The following is a 21590-nucleotide window of genomic DNA, read 5'->3' as shown; positions in this document are numbered from 1 at the left end:
TCATTTTACTACAGATTCAGCTATATTTCAAGATGTTTGATACACATCTGAGAAATTTTACGATTTTACGATTTTTCATTTCTGCTAACAAGTTTAAAATCACAACCAAGCTCCGTATTTTCTTGTATACAACTTCTTTACAATCTCTATTGTAACACTGTACAGTGCCAAAATTAATATCAGGAAGACAAAGAACTCTGCAGGCATCTCGGTAAAAACTGTATTGGAAGTTCTGTCAAATACGTAAGGAATTGCGATTGCGGCTAAAATTCCCAGCGCAGATGCCAGACCAAGCCTTGCATCACACCTTGATTCGATAATCGGGCGCTTTGCCGTACGGATAAACTGTACTATCAGTATCTGCGAAATGAGTCCTTCAATGAACCACCCCGTTTGGAAATAGTTCTGCATTCCCAATGTACTGTATCCCAAGATAAACCAAAGCACCAGGAAGGTCATTGCATCAAATACGGAGGAAACACCACCCATAACATTCATAAATGATACAAGAGAGGTACTGTTCCACTTATGAGGTCCTTTTAAGAACTCATTATCAACATTATCCCAAGGTATGGCAATCTGTGTAAAATCATATATTAAGTTTTGAATCAAAATCTGCAGAGGTAATATTGGCAAAAATGGAAGGAAGATGGATGCAATAAGTACCGAAAATACATTTCCGAAATTTCCCGACAGAGCCATTTTCATATACTTTAATATATTACCGTAGATTCGTCTTCCTTCATAGATACCATTTAAAATGACAGTCAGACTCTTCTCTAAGAGAATGATGTCCGCACTTGCCTTCGCCACATCTGTGGCATTGTCAACCGATATGCCTACATCTGCGTCGTGAAGGCTCGGTGCATCATTTACGCCATCTCCCATATAGCCCACTACGTGACCGTTTTTTCTTAGTGCATCTACCACACGCTTCTTCTGCATTGGGGATAAACGTGCAAAAATATCATTGTTTTCCACAACAGATGAAAGAGTCTCATCACTCATATTCTCAATTTCAGAGCCTGTTACGGCATTCTGGCCATCAGTCCTCATGCCCACCAATTTACATACATGTTCCACAACTACAGGCGCATCTCCCGAAATTACCTTTACGTGAACTCCTGCATCATACAGACCATGTATTGCTTCTTTTGCATCAGGCTTTGGAGGATCAAGAAAGGCAACTACACCAAGGAAAGTCAAATCATTTTCATCCTCTGCGCGGAAAGCAGTTGGCGCATCAATGTTTCTCTTTTTAGCTGCAACCCCGATTACATGCATACCTTCTTGATTTAGTCTGTCTGCCAAGGCCTTTATTTTATTAAGATCAGCAGAACTGATATCGGTATATTCCCTTTTCACCCTAATACGGTTGCAGCATTCCAACACAGACTCCAAGGCCCCCTTTGTAATCAGCACCTCTTCATTAGGTTTTGGCAACACTTCCTCAACATCATCCTCTAAATGCATCCCTCCGGGGTTAGAAACCAGCACACTCATTCTGCGTCGCTCAAAGTCATAAGGAATCTCATCAGATTTCACATAACCGCCCGCATACTTATTTACATCATTTTTTTCTCCGTAAGACAAAATCGCCCTGTCAATCAGGTTCTTTACTCCTGTTGAATAATATGCATTCATCCACGCATAATTAAGTACTAAATGTGATTCTTCCCCATTTATATCATAATAATTTTGCAATATTACATTATCCATGGTCAGGGTACCGGTTTTATCTGTACAAAGAACATCAATCGCTCCAAGGTTCTGGATAGCAGACATATTTTTAACAATCGTTTTCTTCTTTGCAAGGAACTTAGCTCCCTTTGCAAGCGTACCATTTACAATCATAGGAAGCATTCCCGGTGTAATACCGACTGCAACCGAAATTGAGAACAGAAAAGCCTCCAGCCAGTTTTTCTTCACAAGTCCGTTGATTAGAAGGACAAACAAAACTACAATAACCATGTAAGAAATCAGTATTTTTGTAATTTTTGCAAGGCTGCGGTCAAAATCTGTTTCTTTCTTCTGTGTATGAATGGATGAGGAAATTTTACCAAGATATGAATTTTTCCCGGTACGAACCACCACACCCATACCTGTTCCTGAGTTAACTGTAGAACCACCCAGACAGATATTGTTTAGTTCTGCCGCATTTACATTTCTCAGATCTGCTCCCACAGACTTTTCCACAGGAATTGATTCTCCTGTAAATGCTGATACGGATACAAATAAGTCCCTGCTTTCCAAAAGGTATAAGTCCCCGCAGACAATATCTCCTGAACCGATTAACTGGATATCCCCCGGCACAACCTCTTCAACTGCTACTTCCCTGACTTCAAGTCCATTTTTACCTGGAACCTGTATTCTTACCGTATCGTGCTCCATTTCCTTAAGCTTTTGCATATCACAGTATGAACCATAGTCCTGAACAAAACGAATGACTGCACTCATGCAGGCAAGAGATAAAATAATTACCCCGGAAACAACATCTTTTTCTACAACGAAGGTAACCAGTGATAAAACAAGTAAAACTATAATAAAGGCATCAGTAAAGCTGTGAACAATAAAATATACCCAGCTGTGCTTTTGATTTGCGGATAAGTCATTATATCCGTATTTTTCAAGCCTTTTCTCTCTTTCATCATCATTTATTCCCTGCTCATTACAACTTAAATCCCTAAATACATCTGCAGTTTCTTTCCCCGCAATACTCCTAAACTCTGCCTCAACTCCCTCTGATTTTGACACAGAGCCTGTTTTTTTCTCATCAATTAATCCCATAGTTTGAATCTCCTTCCTTTAGCAGGTAGTGTCAAAACTATCTGTTGTTATTCTAACTCTCTAATTTGGAGTATAAACCTCTTTTGGCTGATAATCAACAAAAATATCAGCATCTTCATCTATAATTTGCAGGCAGATATCCCAAGCTATATTTATGTCTGTAACACTGTAAAAAAATAAAGCATGGTCTTTATGGTTACTACAATTGTGAATACCATAAAGCCATGCTTACATTAAATCACATTACTTACCCAGTCTTTTCTTTCCCAGAGCATCTGTAGCAATAATGGCACAGTAGAGTTCTTCAGGGGTTACATCTCCTGCCAGATTATGAATAGTTTCACCTTCCACACAGGCATTCTTAGACATAGTATGGATTTCTTCATCTGTAAAGTTGCCAAGTTCTGAAAGTGTAATAGGAAGTCCTACCTCAAGACAGAAATTCTGAATATCCTCAAACTCAGCTTTATCGGCTCCCTCAAGAGTAAGCTGTACCAAAGTACCGAAGGCTACACAGTTACCATGGTAGGCATCGTGTCCTCCCAAAGATGTAAGGCCGTTATAAAATGAATGTGCTGCCGCACAGTTTACATTATCAGCACCTACACCTGAAAGGTAAACTGCTGCCTCAATAACCGCATCCAAAGCAGGAGTTACAACATTGTTCTCACATGCCATAACAGCTGCCTTTCCATGACTTCTTAAAGTCTCATAGCAAGACTTTGCAATAGCCATACCTGCCCTTGTGATCCCGCCGCCTTCAAGACTTGGAGACTCAGTACGAAGTGAAGCCCTTCCCTCAAAATACGTACCTAAAGCATCTCCCATTCCGGCTATCAAAAATTTGACAGGAGCCTTGGCTATTACATCACTGTCCACTAAAACCGCATCCGGATTCTGTGGATAGAAAAGATATTTATTAAAGCTTCCATCATCATTATATATTACAGAAAGACCTGTGCAAGGTGCATCAGTAGCCGCAACTGTCGGTATAATAACTATTCTTTTCCCCTCATAGTAGGCTGCTGCCTTGGCTGCATCAACTGCTGAACCGCCGCCTACCGCAACTACTGCATCTATTTTATCAGCCTGAACTATGTCCTGCATCCTCTTAATTTCACTGATACTGGATACTCCTCCAAAAACCTCATATCTGCGGTAATCATCCTTACCCTCAAAACTCTTTTCCAAATCAGTATGGCAACATTTGTAACCGCTGTTGGAACAGACAAACAACCATCTCTTGCCCATATACCCCATTTCTTTATGAAACTGAAGCAAGGCTCCTTTTCCCTGAACATACTTAAGTGGTGCACGCATCATTCTCAAAAGTTCCATAACAAACCTCCATTTAATTGAATTGTTAACAAAAAACTCGGGCAACAGTATGTTAAATTTTTAACATACTTTCCGAATGTTATTCTAGCACACTAATTATTTTTTTGCAAATATTTATTTTGATATAGCAAAAAAACTATCTTTACCCATTTATTTATTTCAAAATAATAAAATAATAAAATATTTCTTACAAAATGCTATAGCACTTTTATAATTTTAAATTTTAGGTTATAATAGTTTATAAGATTTATATTATTATTTTTAATATAACATTTTACCCATTTTCAAAATAAAGGAGAAAGCTTATTATGAAAATCATCAGTATGAAATGTCCACAATGTCAAGGCAACTTAGACATAAAAGAAGATCAGAGAGGTAAGTTTACCACCTGTCCTTTTTGTGGTACCAGATTCCTGCTTGAAGAAGAACAGCCCAATATCAATCAGACTATTAATATAAAGGAAGTTCATATTGGAGATACAAGAAGAACCACAGAAAGTCCGAGAACCGTAAAACGCAGTCCCGCACTTCCGGGTTTGGTTGCTATCATTACTATTATAGTTGTTTTTACTATGCTCATTCCAATGCTTTTTAGACAGTTTGACAGGATTGATATAGGTGCAAATACAAATAATCCTCTGTTGCCTGCCTCATACCGAACCACCCCAGAAAGTGAAGCTGTTAAGGAATTTGTAGAAACTGTTTTTGGCAAATCCGTAACTGAGATTACATCAAATGAATATGCTTCTATCAAATACCTTAAAATATACAGGCAGCCTACCGGCAGTATTTCAAGCAAAACTTCCGATACTCCCTGGATATTTACATACGCAAAAGAGGTGGGGGAATACGGTAAAGCTGTTAACCCTGAGACCGTTAAAGTTAAAGGTACAGAGAGCATTACAGAGGAAGATATGCAGGTATTTACCGGCTTAGAATCCTTAAATTTAAGTGGTGACTCCGATATCAGTCCTGTTGATAAATATGAAAATGTAGATTTTAGAAATCTTAAAAACCTGCATTATTTCACAGGTACTTCAAGTGATCTCCTTACCAGACTTCCTCTTTTCTATGACATCCAAAATATATATGGACTTGGAAGTAATTATTTAGGCGGCGAAGAATATTTAACGGAACTAAAGAAGTTTTCAAAATTGAAAACTTTAAATATCAGATCTATAAGTAAAGATTTTGCCGCAGATTTGACCTTCCTTTCATCCTTTCCTGAACTGGAAGAACTTTCCCTTAATTTTGATTCAGGAAGTACCTGGGACTTAGGAGGGCTTTCTTCTCTTACAAAGCTTAAAAGTCTTGACATAAACGGTTATGATACAAAATTTGAACATCTAAATGTACTGTCCGGAATGCCTCAGCTTGAAAAAATCCGTTTTAATGATGTAAAGGATTTGAAAACTCTTGATTTTGCTAAAAATATGCCAAACTTAAAGAGTCTGGATATAGAATATTGTCCTGTTATAAACCTAAACGGTTTGAAAGATTCTATATCACTCACATCATTGTCACTTACACATTGTGGTGATTTAAAAGATGCAAGCGCTTTAGCTACCTTGACAAGCTTAAAAAATCTGGATATTGCTTATATTTGGAATTTTGATGTTAAATTCCCTAAGCTTCACAAACTGACTGCTCTTAGTGATGTTGATATAGAATCCGGTCGTTTGAATATAATTGAAGGTATGCCGTCAATTAAAAGACTGTTTATATATGAAACTAGTCAACAATACTCATTTAAGCCGCTTTTAGGTATGGACTCTCTTTCTGAGCTTGAACTGTGTGATTACAGCTGGGTAGGAAAACCGGATATGGTACAATGTTTAACAAAACTGCCAAAGCTTAGAACACTTACTTTTGGATATGGGACTCTTGCACATGACGGAGACTATACAGGTGTATTCTCTCTTCCTCAGGTTACAAAAATAAGAATTAAACCGACGGATACAGGTTCAGGTTACATAAGCCTTTCTATCAGTAAATTAAAGGACAATAAAGTTCTTAAGGATCTTGACATCGGCGGAGCTGAACTTCTTAACCTTGATAAGGGATACAACACAGAGAACTTCGGTGAATATGCCAATGATTTCTTAAGCCACTTCCCTAAGCTAAAGAAGCTTAATGTGTCACATTCACATATTGAAGATTTGAATTTTGTGGGTAAAATGCCTGAACTTGAAAGTTTAGATATATCCAATAACTATATCACCGATATATCCAAACTGTTGAAATTAAAGAAGCTTAAAACTTTGACCTGTGATATAAATCAGACAGCTAACTTAGATTTACTTCCTGATAGTATAAAGATTACGGAATAAGCAGGAAAAGCGATTTTAAATGTATTATCCGCATCAAACAGAGGGGTTGGCAATATGCCTCCCCTCTGTTTTTCTATTTAAACCCAAATTTTTCACGAAACATCTTGCGAAATATGGTAATCGGACCACAGGCTTGAATTTAGAATATTTGCAACTGCACTATGTGAAATAAGAAATCTGTGGCCTATGGCGTAAATAATTGGAATGAAATATGAATATCAAAAATATAAAATCCCGTATCAGTCTGTATCAAATACACTTACAGCTCTTTTTAGTATTCCGGTCATTTCTGCTATAGCCATACCATAGTTTACAATAGGCACTTTCTGATTAACTGCTCTTCCTATTCTGTTCTTCATAGCTGTTTCATTAAGCATACAGCCTCCGCAGTGAACCACAAGTTTATATTTGGTTAAATTCTCCGGAAATGTACCGCCTGACGTAAATTCAAACTCCGGACAGACACCCGAATATTCCCTTATCCACCTCGGTATCTTAACTGTACCTATATCCTCACACTGTCTGTGGTGAGTACAGCCTTCGCTGATAAGCACCCTGTCTCCTTCTTTAAGCTTCTTTAACAGAGCTGCACCCTCAAGCATCTTGGCAAGTCCGCCCTTATACCTTGCAAACAGAATAGAAAATGAAGTAAGTCTTATATTCTCAGGCACAATATCACTAACCTGCTTAAATACCTGAGAATCGGTAATTACAAGGCTTGGCGGGCTTACAAACTCTGCTAAACATTCTTTTAACTCACCTACCTGAGTACAGATTGCCATACAGCCGATGTCAAGCAGCTCTCTTAAAACTTCCTGCTGTGGCAATATTATCCTGCCCTTAGGTGCGGATTCATCTATCGGCATTACCATAATTACCGATTCTCCCTTATTTACAAGATCTTTAAGTATGTATTTTCTTTTGGATTCAGGGAATAATTTAGCCAGTCTTTCCTTAAATTCATAAATATTTGTTCCATCTTTGGCGCTTACAAGGATTTCATTTTCCTCTTCTTTTCTGTTTTCTGTCAAATCTGATTTATTCAGTGCTATGAGATAGGGTATTTTTCTCTTGCTAAAGTTTTCTAACAATTCTTTTTCAAGCTCGTTCAGTTCTCTGTCCGCCTCTGTAACAAGGACTGCTATATCAGTAATATCAAGGATTTCAAGACTTTTTTTCACCCTTAAATCACCCAGTTTACCTTCATCATCAAGACCTGCAGTATCTATAATAACCACCGGTCCGAGAGGTAGCAGCTCCATAGCCTTTTTCACCGGATCTGTAGTGGTTCCCTTTATATCCGATACTACGCTTAGCTCCTGTCCAGTCACCGCATTTACAAGGCTGCTTTTGCCCACATTTCTAAGACCAAAGAAGGCTATATGTACTCTCTCAGCCGTAGCTGTCCGGTTTAATCCCATACTACCTCCTAAAATCTGAAATCTCTGCGGTTTGAGGCCATTATATCTTTTACATTGCTCTTTGCTATTTCTTTTCTCTTTTCATTTGGAATTTTTTCAAGCTCTCTTTCAATCATGTCAAATCCTTTTTTCTTAGTCTCTCCGCTTGCATAGTCTACAAGGAACTCAGTCAAAGTCATAAGTGCGTTAGGATGGCAACAATTAAGTATCTGACCTGATTTACAAAGTGCCATAAAGCGGTCTCCTGTCCTGCCTTCCCTATAGCAGGCCGTGCAGAATGAAGGAATATGACCATTATCCATAAGCCAACCTACCACCTCATCAAGAGTTCTGGTATCAGACACCTCAAACTGCTCACTGTCATGTGCACGTTCTTCTTTTTCATACCCTCCTACAGAAGTTCTTGAAGCACCGCTAATTTGAGAAATGCCGAGATTGAGGAGTCTTCCCCTGACCTGTTCGGACTCTCTGGTCGAAACTATCATACCCGTATATGGTACGGCAAGCCTTATACAGGCTGTAATCTTTGCAAATATATCATCTGAAATAGAATTGTCAAAGGCTGTAGGATCAATATCATCTGCCTTCTTAATACGAGGTACACTTATGGTATGAGGTCCGACTCCATGTACAGCCTCAAGATGTTCGGCATGCATAAGAAGTCCTGCAAACTCATACTTATAACCTTCAAGCCCGAAAAGCACACCGAGACCTACATCATCAATTCCTCCATCCATGGCCCTGTCCATAGCCTCCGTATGATAGCAGTAATCATGCTTTGGTCCGGTTGGGTGTAGCTCCTCATAACTTTTTTTATTGTAGGTTTCCTGAAATAAGATATAAGTTCCAATTCCCGCATCAGCAAGTTTTTTATAATTTTCTACAGTTGTAGCCGCAATATTTACGTTTACCCTTCTTATGGCCCCGTTTTTATGGTTTACACTGTAGATAGTTTTAATGCTGTCTAAGATATATTCAATCGGATTGTGGAAAGGATCTTCTCCTGCTTCTATAGCAAGTCGCTTATGTCCCATATCCTGTAAAGCAACTACCTGCTCCTTTACTTCCTCCTGAGTAAGTTTCTTTCTGGCTATAGTCTTATTTTTTGCGTGATAAGGACAGTATACACAGCCGTTTATACAATAGTTGGACAGGTAAAGCGGAGCAAACATAACTATTCTATTGCCGTAGAATGCAAGTTTGATTTCCTCTGCTATTTTATTTATTTCTTCTGTTATTTCAGGAATTTCACAGGCTAAAAGTACAGATGCCTCCCTATGTGACAGGCCTTGACAGACATAGCCCTTGTCTTTTTTTACAGGACGGGCTTTATCTAAGATTGTTTTGATAAGTTCAATATTGTCCTTGTTTGCCTCCGCATAAGCGAGAGTTTCAAGGATTTCCTCATTGTTGATGAATTCTTCTGCTTTAAGCGATTTTGCATCATATTTATACATATATTTCCCCTTTCTTAAGGTCAGATTACTCTTCCCTTTCAGATAATTTTATATCACCGCGGTCAGTTACTATCTCATAGCCAATCGCGGCCATACTCCCTTTTAATTCCGCGAGCCCCTCTGCCGCCTCGCTTCCCGTACAAAGTTTTTTGTCATATAAGGCATACTTTTTTCTTACCGCTGCCGGTGAAAGATTTGGCATAATTACATTTGCACCCGCCAGTATACCTTTTTCTCTCCCATTTTTCTCCAAAGTTCCCAGCGCTGTGGTTGAAGGCAGGAGAACAGGCGGATGTATCAGCCTTATAATTGACAATAGGTAACAGGTAAAATCCGCACTTCCGTTTGGCATATTTTTAAACGGAGTGTCTTTTTGTGAAATAAACGGTCCTATACCACACATTTCAGGTTTAAGTTCTTCAATAAACTTAAGGTCTTTAGCTATAGTTTCCGAGGTCTGGTAAGGAGAGCCCACCATAAAGCCGCAGCCTACATAGAAGCCTATTTCTTTCAATTCTTTAAGGCATCTCATTCGGTTTTCAAGAGAAAGCTCAGGTGGATGAAGCTTTGCATAATGATTGCTGTCCGCAGTTTCATGGCGAAGTAAATACCTGTCCGCACCGGCTTCTTTCAGCTTTAAATAACTCTCCCTGCTTCTTTCTCCGAGAGATATGGTAACGGCAACTTCAGGATATTTCCCCTTAATATACTTTATTATCTCAGTAAGGGTTTCATCACTGAAGGCACTGTCTTCACCTCCTTGGAGCACAAAGGTCATAAAACCCAGCTCATAGCCTTTGTCCACACAGGAAAGTATCTCTTCCTCAGTAAGCCTGTATCTTTCCGCATTTGTGTTACTTCGCCTTATACCACAGTAATAACAATCATTCTTACAAATGTTACCTATTTCGATAAGACCTCTTATAAAAATTTTGTTACCGTAATAAGCCCTGCGTTTTTTATCTGCCGCCTCTCTGAAAATCTCTGCATTAGCCTCATTAAAACTTTCTGCAATAATCTTATATTCCTGCAAGGTTAAACTATGCTCACTCCTCAGCTTATCTATAAAGTAATAAATATCATTCCTCATTGGAAACTACACCTGAGAAGGAGGTTTTTACATTTACCCCTTCAAGCTTTCCTATCTTACCGGCAAGCTCTGAAGTAGTATCCTGCGGTGCATCCAACGCAATGCTGATAATATTTATCTCCCTTTTCCTATAAGGAATACCCATCCTTCCGATGATGTAATCACCATACTCATGTAAAAGAGCATTCAATTTCTCTACTGAATCCCTTTCATCCACAATAATACTTAAAAGTGCAACTCTTTTTTCCATATTCACATCTCCTCCTATTTTATATATATCTGACTAAGTGATAACACCCCCGTTGCAAGGTAGAGGTGTTAATTGACAAAATAAAAGAACAAACTCCTTATACCAAGTATACAAAGTTTGTTCTCTGATTTCAACAATATTGGTTAAATGTTACAAAGTTGTCAATCTTTTTTAACCCTGTTTAAGCCCTATTTTAGTCCCTGTTGCAAGATTTTTCATTTCTTTGGCAGAATTTATCACATTTTCTGTAATGGCAACTCCGCCCAAAATTCTTGCAAGCTCCTCTACTTCTTCGTTCTCATCAAGCCTTCTTATATCAGTGGCTGTATGGGTTTCATCAGCTTTCTTTTCTATAAGATAATGGTTATCTGCCATAGCCGCTATCTGGGCAAGGTGAGTAATTGCTATGAGCTGTCTTTTGCCCGAAAGCAAAGCCATCTTTTCAGCCACCATCTGAGCTGTTCTTCCGCTGATTCCGGTATCCACCTCGTCAAATATAAGAGTAGGAATTTCATCCGTATCAGCCATAACCGACTTAATAGCAAGCATTATTCTTGAAAGTTCACCGCCTGACGCTATTTCAGAGATTGACCTCATAGGTTCTCCCGGATTGGCTGATATTTTAAATACCACCTCATCATTACCCTTTGAGGTAAAGTCTTTGGTTTTATTAAATTCCAAGCCAAAATCCACCTGTAAGAAATTTAAGTCTATAAGAGCCTGCTTAACTTTCTTCCCTAATTCCAGGGCAGCTTTTTTACGTACTTCAGTAAGTTTATCACATTCAGCAAGTATAAGCTTCTTTAGCTTTTCTACTTCAGTAGAAAGTTTTCCCTTGTACTCGGAAGAATGTTCCAGCTTTTCTATCTGTTTTAACGAAATATCAAAGAAACTCTGTGTGCTTTCGTAAGAGCCTCCATGCTTTGCAAATATACCTCTGATTTTATCCAACCTTGCTTCCGACTGCATAAAATCAGCTTCGTCAAATACATTCTCATCGGCATAGTCCGAAAGCGAGCGTTCAAAATCATTTAAAAGACTTTCTATCTCGGAAATCTGATTTAAAAGTTCCTCCGCACCTTCATCTACATCCGAAAGCCTTGACATAGCTCTTACTATATTGCCTATACTGTCATCCGCTCCATCACTGTCCGACAGGTTTTTTCTGGCTTCTTCTACAAGACTTACTATCTTACTTGAAGCTGCATATTTTCTGACTTTTTTATCAAGTTCTTCTTCCTCACCCTTTACAAGCTTAGCCTTTTTAATCTCGCTGCACTCGTATTTCAGAAAATCCAACTCTCTTGAAAGTGAAGCTTCATCCGCACTATATTCCAAAAGCTCATTTTCCTTTTCTCTGTACTCGCAAACAAGCTCCTTAAGCTTTGAGATTAAAGGCTTTACTTCCTCCTTACAATACCTGTCCAAAATTTCCAAATGATTTTTAGGAAGTAATAAGGTTTGATTTTCTGTCTGTCCATGTATGTCAAGAAGAAGAGATGCTGCCTCCCTGACTTTGGAAAGAGTAACCGTCTCTCCGTTTATCTTACTTACACTTCTCTCAGCTGTAAACTTCCTTGTAATTACAACCAGTCCTTCTTCCGGTATAATATCAAGATTCTCAAGCTTTTTCTTCGTATCTTCATTTACCGAAAAAACCAGTTCTACAAATCCTGAGTCCTTGCCGGCCCTTACAAGATTTTTGCCTGCCTTTGCTCCCAAAGCTAAATTAATTGAGCCTATTATTACCGACTTTCCTGCTCCGGTCTCTCCGGTGAGGATGTTTAGTCCCTCACCGAAAGAAACTTCAGCTTCATCTATTATTATGAGGTTTTTAACGTGAAGCCCCTCTAGCATATATCCCCCTTACTGTATGTTCTTTACTGTCACCCTGCAACGAAGCACCGCTCCGTTTACCCTGGCAAGAATTGTGGTTGAACCCGGTTTTTTAGCAGTAACTACTCCACCTGCAACAGTTGCTATTTCGGGATTTTCCGAATCCCAGGCAATGTTCTTCACATCACCGAGCACTGACAGAGTATAGGTATCATATTGCTCCATTGAAAGGTTATAGAAGTTGAGTCCCACAACAGTAACTGCAACCTGCGCTGTCTTGCCGCTTGTTGTTGCCGCCGTTATAATAGCCGTTCCCGGAGCCACTCCCGTAATAAGTCCATTCTTATTTACATTTGCAACTGCCTTATTATTGGTAGACCATTTTATCTTATCATCCGTACCGCTCGGTACCACGGAATAAACAGTACTCTGTCTGTCTCCTATTCCCATTGTGAGTGTTGTATTGGACAAGGTAAGCCCTGTAGCCGGTATATATTCTCTTACCTGTACAACCACAGCCTGTTTTTTACCACTGTTATCCTTTGCCGCAACAGTTATCTTTGCTTTTCCTGCCGCAAGTGCGGTTACCCTTCCTTTAGAGTCCACCATTGCAACATCTGTATTGTCAGAAGTAAATTTTGCTGTCTTATATGTTGCATTTTTAGGGTTTATTTTAACTCTTATCGTCTTTCTGCGCCCTACTATCATAGAGAGGAAAGACGGATTAGTGCTTAAAGAACCTACTTCCCTTACTACCCTTATTCTTGCGGTAGCTTCCGCTCCGCTTCCATCGGTTGCCTTTACCTTTATGGTTGCATATCCCGGTTTTTTTCCATATACCTGACCTGACTTATTTACAGAAGCAACACTGCTTTTACTGCTTGACCACTTTAATTTCTTATTTGTAGCAGAATTGGTCTTAAGCTTGGCTTTTAGTAACAAAGTCTTATGATATCCTAAATTATAGCTTGTTCTGTTTAACTTGATATCGGATACCGGTTCCTCAACAGTTACAACACAGCTTGCCTGTACCCCGTTTTCATCCGCTGTTACCGTAATTATGGCAACACCACCCTTTTTACCCTTAACTACACCATTCTTATCTACGCTGGCAACGGAGCTTTTAGATGATTTCCATTTTACTTTTTTATTGGTAACATCATCATTATCAAAAGTTACTTCAAGTTCAAGCTCATCTCCGACCGGAAGTTCGTACTCTGTATAGTTAAGCTCAATACTGCCTACCGGCTGGTTAACCTTAACCGTACAAATTGCTGTAAGGCCGTTACTTGACTTGGCTGTAACTATGGTCTCTCCTGCAGAAATAGCTGTTACCTTACCTTTTGCATCTACCTTCGCCACCGATTTATCACTTACCGACCAAAGCACTTTTGTATCTGTTGTATTCTTAGGATTAAATGTTGCTTCCAGGGTATAACTCTCTCCTACATCCAGTATGAGTGAAGCTGCGGAAAGCTTCATTCCCGTAGCCTTTTGTGTTACCTTAACTGTGCAGTTTGCCGTAACTTTACCGTCCGGGGTAGACACTATAATATAGGCTGTACCTGTCTGTTTTGCAGTAATAAGGCCTGTTTTACTTATATCGGCAACCTTAGGATCCATTGACTTATAGTTAAGATTCTGATTTGAAGCATCACTCGGTGATATAGTTACACTGAGTTTGTAAGTTTCACTTACTGCAAGCGAAATCTCCGATTTATCAAGCTTAATGCTTTCCACCGGCTTGATAATGGTTAAGTCACAGGCTGCTGATATTCTGGGATTTATATCTGAAAAAGCTATAATGCTTACATGTCCCGCTGATTTAAATGTTACCAGACCATTGCCATCAACTTGTGCAATCTTTTCGTTGGTTGACTTCCAAAGTATTTTAGAAGCCGCTGCCTCTTTTGGAGTAGCAGTTGCAGAAAGCTGGAAAGTCTTATCGGTCAGCGGTTTCTCCGCAACATTATGTGAAAGTATAATGCCTGTTACAGGCGTATTTACTATAACTTTGGCAGAACCAAGCACAACATTTTCTTTATTCAGTGCCATAATAATTGCAGTTCCCGGTGCCTTACCGGTTACAGATGTTACCGCAGTATGATTGTTTTCATCATCTATCTGAACTATCTCAGGGTTGGAACTTCTCCAGTAAAGATAGGTTCCTGTAGAAGTCTTGGGAGTTAATTCCGCCTTAATCGAAGCTACCTTATCCACTTCTATTACAGTTTCTGCAGGAGTAAGTGTAATCTTTGTAACAGCCGCCGTTACTGTTATTTTACAGGATACCTTCTTTGTTATTCCGCTGACTGTATGCTCAACCGTAACAGTGGTTTCACCTGCCGCTACACCTTTTACCACAGCATTTACTCCGTTTCCTGTTACCTTTGCAACAGATTCATTATCTGAGAACCAGTTCCAAGAATCACTTGTGGATACATCTGTAGCAACAGCATTCAGGTCAACCGTTCCGCCTACGGGAATTGTCAAATGGCTTGCACTAAGTGCTATTGTATCAATTACCACTACCGTTATTACAAAGCTGGTTGTCCCATTACTTACGGTAACTGTTCCTGTTCCTGTTTTAAGCGCGGTAATTACTGACGTTGCATTATCAACCTTTACTGTACCCGAAGAATCTGCGGTGAAATTAAACTCACTTATACTTCCAATATTAGAGTTATTGTAAATATTATAAGTATCTCCGACATTCATATATACTGTTGCATTAGCTGCTGTCAAAGGTACCGTAACCTTAAAAGTCAGTCTTATATGCCTTATATCTTTATAATCACCCTTTACCTTCTTAAGCCTGGCAGTTACATCATAGGTTCCGGCTCTTCTTCCTTCAATCACAAGACTGGAAGCAGAGGTATCGGTCTTAACCCTTGTATTGGTAAAAGAAAGTATATTGTTTACTTTCTTTCCGTCTTTCTTAACTTCCCATTCAATATCATTCGGATCAAGCATATTGGTGAAAATTGTTTTTTTCCCGCCATCAAGCGTAATCTCTCTGTCAGCTACATTTTCATTAAAATCTCTGTAATTTCCGCCAACAATATTTTCCGTAGACATTTTAAGTGGCACTACTACCATTGTAGAAGTAGGCTTTACCTTTCCTGTCGGATCTTCGCCCGCTGCCACCGACACTTCCGCAACACCGGCTCCTACCGCAGTAACCACACCGTTGCTCTGTTCTACCTCAAGCACTGAATCATCATTATTTTTACCGTTTACGGATGTTGACCAGTTAAGCACGGAACCGCTGTATTTGAGGTAACCGTCAGGAGTGGATTCCTTGTATCCCTTTAATTTAATCTGATATTTACCGTTAACAACCGGCATGACCAATGTATTAGGACCTTTATCCGTTGCAAATATCTGTTTATATTGAGGCTCTTTAGGATCTGTGGTAGTATTGGTCTTTACGATTTCCAAATCTACCTTAACATAGAAACCAAAGTTATAGTTAGCATTACCTATGGTAACACTGCCCGATATTTCCTTACTTCCCGCCCCTGTTCTGGTTAACTTTATTCCCGTACTGTCACCGTTGGCAGCAGGAATTACCTCAGCCTTTACAACATTCTCCGAACTGTCATTGAGCTTAATTTTAGCGCCGGATACAGCCTGAGAAGTTTTTGGCGGTGTCTTTAATTCACTTAACAGGTTAAGTGTTGCAGTATCGGTAGAAATAGTAAACGGCTCCTTGGATGCTCCTCCCGACGAAAGATTCACTTCAAAAGTACCGAGTGCATCCTTAAGTAAATAGTCTTTGTCATCTGCCGCAAAAACACTGTTTATCCTGCTTCCTACCGCTCTTTGCAGGTTAGATAAATTTTCCGCAACAAAAGATGCCATTCCCTTCCCTGCACTTTCAGGTAACGGCGCAATATTCAGTACAAGCAGTATAACAAGAAAAATTGCCAGCTTGCTCCTGAAATTCTTGATATTATTTTTCTGATTCTTCATCAATGCCCTCCTATGCTTCACATTAAGCTATCATTTCAATGCTAGACTAATCCTTTGGCAGTTATGTGTCATTCTTAATAAAACCATATCACTTACTTACGCAAACGATATGGTTTATTTTATGGTACTTATCTTCTTTCTTTATTCATCCCAGTTATGGAATACATTCTGTACATCATCCTCTGCATCAAGCAGGTCAAATATCTTATTTATCTTCTTGATATCATCTTCACTTGTAAGAGTTACATAGTTCTGAGGTATCATCTTTACCTCTGCCTCAGCCATAGGTACTCCAAGTTTTTCAAGCTTCTCTCTTACCTCGGAGAACATATCAGGTGCCGTTATTATCTCAAAACTGTCTTCATTATCAACGAAGTCCTCTGCCCCCGCATCAATAACAGTCATCATAAATTCATCCGGATCCGCACTGTATTCTTCCTTATCTATAAGAATCTGTCCTTTTTCATCGAACATATAAGATACACAGCCCGGTGTGCCTACATTACCGCCGCCTTTTGTAAATGCATTTCTTACATTTGCCGCTGTACGGTTCTTGTTGTCTGTAAGAGTCTCTACTATAATAGCAGTACCGCTCGGTCCATATCCCTCATATACCGCATGCTCGTAATTGACCGAGTTAGCATCGCCCGCCGCCTTCTTAATACCTCTGTCAATAGTATCATTTGGCATATTATTAGCCTTTGCCTTGGCAATTACATCACGAAGCCTTGAGTTATTGGCAGGATCCGCTCCGCCTTCCTTTACAGCTACAGCTATTTCTCTTCCGATAATGGTAAATATCTTGCCTTTAGCAGCATCATTTTTTTCTTTCTTATGTTTAATATTGGCAAATTTTGAATGTCCTGACATTTTACTTTCCTCATTTCATTTATATTAATGTAAATTGTTTGAGCATTAAAAGATAATAAATCCTTTTGCAAGCAGGCTCGCATCGGATTTATTATCTTTTAACACTTGTATCATTATTTTATCACCAACAAGCCCTTATGTAAAGAGTTTAGCCTTCTTTGGTAAGTTTTTTCAGCTTGTTCATTACATCCATCGTACTGTTGTTCTCCGATACCGCTATAAATATCGTATCATCTCCTGCTATACAGCCTATAATCTCAGGCATTTCCAAAGCATCTATCGCAGTAGCCACAGCCATAGCCATACCCACCACAGTTTTTAATACTATGAGGTTGCCGGAAGACAGCATGGACACAAAGCCTTCCTTAAGTACCCTTACATACTTATCGCTGAATTCCTCATCTTTTACAATAACCGCATATTTCTGCCTGCCGCCGTTATTTACCTTAGTCAGATTCAACTCTCTTATATCCCTTGAAATAGTTGCCTGAGTAACGTCATAACCTTTATTTTTAAGGAGATCCAACAATTCCTCCTGTGTTCCTATTTCTCTTGACTTTATAAGTTCTAATATTTCATTATGCCTTTTTATCTTCATAAGTCCCCCAAATTTTAATTTAAGAATTATAAACCAACATTATTTAGAATAAACTTCTTCCTTACACTGTCAAAGAACTTAAAATCATTGATTCTTAAAAACGGTACTATAAGTTCTGCCTTCACTATTTCAACCCTGTCTCCGGGCATCAGCCTTATTCCCTTGTTTCCATCAAAGCTTACTATGGCTTCTTCCGGTTCGCTTCTCTTATTCCACTCCACCGCTATATCTACCTTTGATGAAGCTGAGGTAATTACCCCTCTTGAATCAAGGCTGTGCGGGCATATTGGGAGGATACCCAGCACCTCTGCATCCGGCATTATTATTGCTCCTCCTGCTGAAAGATTATAGCCGGTAGAGCCGGTAGGTGTTGTAACTATGATACCGTCTCCGTACACGCTCTTCATCGGATTTCCGTTTATATATACCGCTGTCCGTATAGCACGCACCAGATTTCCCCTTGCAACCACTATATCATTCAGGGCATTGGCTTCATATACTGTTTTTCCTTCTTTTATTACCTTACCGCTCAGCATAAAGCGCTTTTCAATATTATATTTTTTTTCAAATACGGCATCTATTGCCTGCTGTACCTCTTCAAGCTCCACTTCCGCCAAAAAACCTACCGTACCAAGGTTAACACCTAAAACAGGCACCCCTTTAGAGGCTAATTCTCTGGCAGCCTGAATAATGGTTCCGTCACCGCCAAATACCATCACACAGTCTGCATTCTCCGGAAGCTCTGATATATCTGTAAAATTTTCCATAAGCTCAGCAGATTCTTCTCTTACTTTAAGCTTATGGCAGCTTCCGCCCTTCTTTTCAATATAACCGCAAATCTTACAGATATCCAGCTCGCCTGCTCTGGTAGAATGATTAACTATAATCCCTATTTTTATCATCATACCTCCGTCTGATTAAGGGTAGTTTTTGCTTCATCTACCACTTTTTCCATATCTTTTATAATTTTATCTGTCTCGGCCCCGCTCATCTTCTCATTTCTTTTCTGCATATAAAGAAGATATTCTATGTTGCCTTCAGGACCTTTTACCGGTGAAAAGGTAAGTCCTTTTATAAAAAAATTCAAGCCTATCGCAAAATTAATTACCAGTTCTATAACTTCCTTATGTACGGAGAAATCTCTTACAACGCCCTTTTTACCGACCTTTTCTCTGCCGGCTTCAAACTGCGGCTTAATAAGGCAGACCATGTATGCCTCATCCTTTAACAGATTAACAGCGACAGGCAGAACTTTGGTTAAAGAGATAAAAGATACATCCACAGAAGCGAAATCAACCTTTTCAGGAATATCTTCCTCTGTAACATAGCGGATATTGGTCTTTTCCATGGACACAACCCTTTTATCTTCTCTCAGTTTCCAGGCTAACTGGTTGGTACCGACATCTATTGCATAGACCTTTGCGGCTCCGTTTTGAAGCATACAGTCCGTAAAGCCTCCTGTGGAAGATCCGATATCTATACAGATTTTATCCATAAGATCCAAACCATAAACTTCAACTGCTTTTTCAAGCTTAAGTCCGCCCCGGCTTACATATTTTAATACCTTGCCCTTAACCTCTATCTCTGCTTCCCTGTCGAATTTACTGCCGGCCTTATCCTCTCTCTGTCCGTTGACAAAGACCTCCCCCGCCATAATAACAGCCTTGGCTTTTTCCCTTGAAACAAAGAAGCCCCTTTCGGTAAGAAGCACATCCAGTCTTTCTTTCATTATTATTACCTTCTAAATAGCTCGGCATCTAATTTAAGCAGAGCCTCTTCTTTTATTTTTTCTGCAATTTCTCCGGCATCAAAGCCATATCTTTCCCAAAGCTCGTTCTGACTTCCATGTTCAATAAAGCTATCCGGTAAGGTTATGGGAATGAAGTTATAATTTAACTTACGGCGGGCAGATTCTGCCATAAGCCTCTCTGTATAACTTCCCGTTCTCACACTTTCTTCTATAGTAGCTATAATTTCATGTTCTTTCTTAAGCTCTTCCAAAAGCTTACCGTCTGCCTTATCCAAAAATCTGACATTTATTATTGTAGGGCTTATCCCGCTACCCTGTAATACCCTCTCTGTCTCAAGCGCAAGTTTTACAGTCTTTCCGGTTGCAAATACCGCAATATCTTTACCGTTTTTCATAATTTCATTTTCATAACTTACTATAGGCTTAAATTCTATATCTTCAATATCTTCTGCTATTCCTCTCGGATAGCGTACAGCTACAGGCTTATTAAGCTCATAGGCATATTTTAACATTTCTTTCAGTTCTCTGCCATCCTTGGGACATAGAACCGTAAGTCCCGGAATAGTGGCTAAATAACTTGTATCAAAGATGCCCTGATGAGTTTCTCCGTCACTTCCGACCAGTCCTGCCCTGTCTATAGCAAACACCACAGGCAGCTGCTGGAGACAGACATCATGGATAAGCTGGTCATAGGCTCTTTGTAAAAATGTGGAATATATAGCAACCACAGGCTTAAGTCCGCCTGCTGCCATTCCTGCCGCAAAGGTTACGGCATGTTCCTCCGCGATACCCACATCAAAAAACCTCTTCGGATAAGTCTGCTTAAAGTTGTAAAGTCCTGTACCAAAAGGCATGGCCGCGGTAATTGCAACCAGTCTTTCATCCTCTGCCGCCATTTCAAGCATAGTTTCCGAGAAGATGGAAGTATAGCTTTTTCCTGATTTGGAACCTAAGTTTTCTCCTGTTTTTATATCAAAAGGCTCTACTCCATGGAACTTTGCAGGGCATTCTTCAGCCTTCTTATAGCCAAGCCCTTTCCTTGTAATAGCATGAATAATTACGGCTCCGTCAACCCTGCCCGCATTTTCAAGTGCAGATTGAAGTTCCTTTACATTATGCCCGTTTACCGGTCCAAGGTAGGTAAGCCCCATGTCTTCAAAAAACATACCCGGAACAAAGAGCCGCTTTATCATGTCTTTGGAAGTCTTTAGCTTTTCAAACAAACTGTTACCGATAGAGGTAGTGTTCAGAGTTTCTTTAACATCATTTTTTAACTTCAAGTATTTTCTGTTGGTTCTTATTCCGTCCAGATACCTCGCTACTCCGCCCACATTTCTTGAGATGGAGCGTTCATTGTCATTTAATATAATAATCAGATTGGAATTAAGAGTACCGGCATTGTTCAGCGCTTCAAGTGCCATTCCTCCCGTCATCGCACCGTCACCTATAACTGCCACTACTTTCTCTTTTGTATTCCGCAAATCCCTTGCAGCCACCATACCGAGTGCCGCTGAAACAGAAGTTGAAGCATGTCCGGTTCCAAAAGCATCACAGTCGCTTTCGTTTCTTTTTGGAAATCCTGACAGTCCGTCTAATTTTCTTAAGCTGTCAAATCTGTCCTTCCTGCCGGTAAGTATCTTATGCACATAGGACTGATGTCCTACATCCCATATCAATTTATCCTTCGGAAGATTAAGATAGCGGTGCAAGGCTATTGTCAGTTCCACTATACCAAGATTGGATGCAAGATGTCCACCGTTTTTGGCGGCCGACTTAATTAGCAGCCTTCTTATCTCCACAGCTAATTCTCTCAGTTCGCTTTCCGGTATTTTTTTTATGTCATTAGGTTTGTTTATATTATCCAGTAACGGCATAGCTACACCCCCAT

The 21590-nt window shown here is 39.6% G+C and carries 14 protein-coding genes; 1 reads left to right on the top strand and 13 read right to left on the bottom strand.

The features are described from left to right. Positions 1 to 99: 99 nt before the first annotated feature. Positions 100 to 2787, bottom strand: a complete 2688-nt coding sequence (gene mgtA, locus GCWU000282_RS04050) for a magnesium-translocating P-type ATPase (RefSeq protein WP_023353738.1) — start codon at positions 2785 to 2787, stop codon at positions 100 to 102. 243 nt (positions 2788 to 3030) lie between these two features. Then, positions 3031 to 4125, bottom strand: a complete 1095-nt coding sequence (locus GCWU000282_RS04045; RefSeq protein WP_023353737.1) for a glycerol dehydrogenase — start codon at positions 4123 to 4125, stop codon at positions 3031 to 3033. A 308-nt stretch (positions 4126 to 4433) separates the two neighbouring features. On the opposite strand from GCWU000282_RS04045, the gene GCWU000282_RS04040 reads away from it, so the two are divergent. After that, positions 4434 to 6455 carry a leucine-rich repeat domain-containing protein gene (locus GCWU000282_RS04040; RefSeq protein WP_023353736.1) on the top strand — a complete coding sequence of 674 codons (2022 nt, stop codon included), beginning with the start codon at positions 4434 to 4436 and terminating at the stop codon, positions 6453 to 6455. Positions 6456 to 6694: 239 nt separating this feature from the next. Here the strand turns inward: GCWU000282_RS04040 and hydF are convergent, their stop codons facing one another. From hydF to dxs, 11 genes are all read right to left on the bottom strand, one after another. Continuing rightward, positions 6695 to 7876 carry a [FeFe] hydrogenase H-cluster maturation GTPase HydF gene (gene hydF / locus GCWU000282_RS04035; RefSeq protein ID WP_023353735.1) on the bottom strand — a complete coding sequence of 394 codons (1182 nt, stop codon included), beginning with the start codon at positions 7874 to 7876 and terminating at the stop codon, positions 6695 to 6697. Positions 7877 to 7884: 8 nt separating this feature from the next. Continuing rightward, on the bottom strand, positions 7885 to 9333 hold the full coding sequence (gene hydG, locus GCWU000282_RS04030; RefSeq protein ID WP_023353734.1) for a [FeFe] hydrogenase H-cluster radical SAM maturase HydG: 1449 nt from the start codon (positions 9331 to 9333) through the stop codon (positions 7885 to 7887). Between the two features lie 25 nt (positions 9334 to 9358). Beyond that, positions 9359 to 10423 (bottom strand): [FeFe] hydrogenase H-cluster radical SAM maturase HydE, encoded by a 1065-nt coding sequence (gene hydE, locus GCWU000282_RS04025; protein WP_023353733.1) that lies wholly within the window; start codon positions 10421 to 10423, stop codon positions 9359 to 9361. Next, positions 10413 to 10673 carry a TM1266 family iron-only hydrogenase system putative regulator gene (locus GCWU000282_RS04020; RefSeq protein WP_023353732.1) on the bottom strand — a complete coding sequence of 87 codons (261 nt, stop codon included), beginning with the start codon at positions 10671 to 10673 and terminating at the stop codon, positions 10413 to 10415. Before GCWU000282_RS04020 ends, hydE begins: the two co-directional genes overlap by 11 nt. Positions 10674 to 10844: 171 nt before the next feature. Then, positions 10845 to 12530: a DNA repair protein RecN gene (gene recN / locus GCWU000282_RS04015; RefSeq protein WP_023353731.1), complete on the bottom strand. Its 1686-nt coding sequence runs from the start codon at positions 12528 to 12530 to the stop codon at positions 10845 to 10847. A gap of 9 nt (positions 12531 to 12539) precedes the next feature. After that, entirely contained in the window at positions 12540 to 16484 is a 3945-nt protein-coding gene (locus GCWU000282_RS15760; protein ID WP_023353730.1) for an Ig-like domain-containing protein, read from the bottom strand. A gap of 141 nt (positions 16485 to 16625) precedes the next feature. Further along, positions 16626 to 17354 carry a YebC/PmpR family DNA-binding transcriptional regulator gene (locus GCWU000282_RS04000; protein ID WP_023353729.1) on the bottom strand — a complete coding sequence of 243 codons (729 nt, stop codon included), beginning with the start codon at positions 17352 to 17354 and terminating at the stop codon, positions 16626 to 16628. Positions 17355 to 17502: 148 nt separating this feature from the next. After that, on the bottom strand, positions 17503 to 17952 hold the full coding sequence (argR, locus tag GCWU000282_RS03995) for an arginine repressor (RefSeq protein WP_023353728.1): 450 nt from the start codon (positions 17950 to 17952) through the stop codon (positions 17503 to 17505). A gap of 26 nt (positions 17953 to 17978) precedes the next feature. Next, positions 17979 to 18857 carry an NAD(+)/NADH kinase gene (locus tag GCWU000282_RS03990; protein WP_023353727.1) on the bottom strand — a complete coding sequence of 293 codons (879 nt, stop codon included), beginning with the start codon at positions 18855 to 18857 and terminating at the stop codon, positions 17979 to 17981. Then, positions 18854 to 19681 carry a TlyA family RNA methyltransferase gene (locus GCWU000282_RS03985; protein ID WP_023353726.1) on the bottom strand — a complete coding sequence of 276 codons (828 nt, stop codon included), beginning with the start codon at positions 19679 to 19681 and terminating at the stop codon, positions 18854 to 18856. Before GCWU000282_RS03985 ends, GCWU000282_RS03990 begins: the two co-directional genes overlap by 4 nt. 5 nt (positions 19682 to 19686) lie before the next feature. Beyond that, positions 19687 to 21576, bottom strand: coding sequence for a 1-deoxy-D-xylulose-5-phosphate synthase (gene dxs / locus GCWU000282_RS03980; RefSeq protein ID WP_023353725.1), 1890 nt, complete (start codon positions 21574 to 21576; stop codon positions 19687 to 19689). Positions 21577 to 21590 lie beyond the last annotated feature (14 nt).

The organism is Catonella morbi ATCC 51271 (assembly GCF_000160035.2).
GTDB lineage: Bacteria > Bacillota > Clostridia > Lachnospirales > Lachnospiraceae > Catonella > Catonella morbi.
This window is presented reverse-complemented; position numbering and strand designations above follow the sequence as displayed.

What these genes read in the sequence shown, in the direction of transcription:
- GCWU000282_RS04020 (WP_023353732.1), bottom strand. Translation starts at nt 10,673, where the DNA reads ATGGAAAAAAGAGTTGCACTTTTAAGTATTATTGTGGATGAAAGGGAT.
- hydE (WP_023353733.1), bottom strand. Translation starts at nt 10,423, where the DNA reads ATGAGGAATGATATTTATTACTTTATAGATAAGCTGAGGAGTGAGCAT.
- hydG (WP_023353734.1), bottom strand. Translation starts at nt 9,333, where the DNA reads ATGTATAAATATGATGCAAAATCGCTTAAAGCAGAAGAATTCATCAAC.
- hydF (WP_023353735.1), bottom strand. Translation starts at nt 7,876, where the DNA reads ATGGGATTAAACCGGACAGCTACGGCTGAGAGAGTACATATAGCCTTC.
- dxs (WP_023353725.1), bottom strand. Translation starts at nt 21,576, where the DNA reads ATGCCGTTACTGGATAATATAAACAAACCTAATGACATAAAAAAAATA.
- GCWU000282_RS03985 (WP_023353726.1), bottom strand. Translation starts at nt 19,681, where the DNA reads ATGAAAGAAAGACTGGATGTGCTTCTTACCGAAAGGGGCTTCTTTGTT.
- GCWU000282_RS04040 (WP_023353736.1), top strand. Translation starts at nt 4,434, where the DNA reads ATGAAAATCATCAGTATGAAATGTCCACAATGTCAAGGCAACTTAGAC.
- argR (WP_023353728.1), bottom strand. Translation starts at nt 17,952, where the DNA reads ATGAAGATAAAAAGGCATAATGAAATATTAGAACTTATAAAGTCAAGA.
- mgtA (WP_023353738.1), bottom strand. Translation starts at nt 2,787, where the DNA reads ATGGGATTAATTGATGAGAAAAAAACAGGCTCTGTGTCAAAATCAGAG.
- GCWU000282_RS15760 (WP_023353730.1), bottom strand. Translation starts at nt 16,484, where the DNA reads ATGAAGAATCAGAAAAATAATATCAAGAATTTCAGGAGCAAGCTGGCA.
- GCWU000282_RS03990 (WP_023353727.1), bottom strand. Translation starts at nt 18,857, where the DNA reads ATGATGATAAAAATAGGGATTATAGTTAATCATTCTACCAGAGCAGGC.
- GCWU000282_RS04000 (WP_023353729.1), bottom strand. Translation starts at nt 17,354, where the DNA reads ATGTCAGGACATTCAAAATTTGCCAATATTAAACATAAGAAAGAAAAA.
- GCWU000282_RS04045 (WP_023353737.1), bottom strand. Translation starts at nt 4,125, where the DNA reads ATGGAACTTTTGAGAATGATGCGTGCACCACTTAAGTATGTTCAGGGA.
- recN (WP_023353731.1), bottom strand. Translation starts at nt 12,530, where the DNA reads ATGCTAGAGGGGCTTCACGTTAAAAACCTCATAATAATAGATGAAGCT.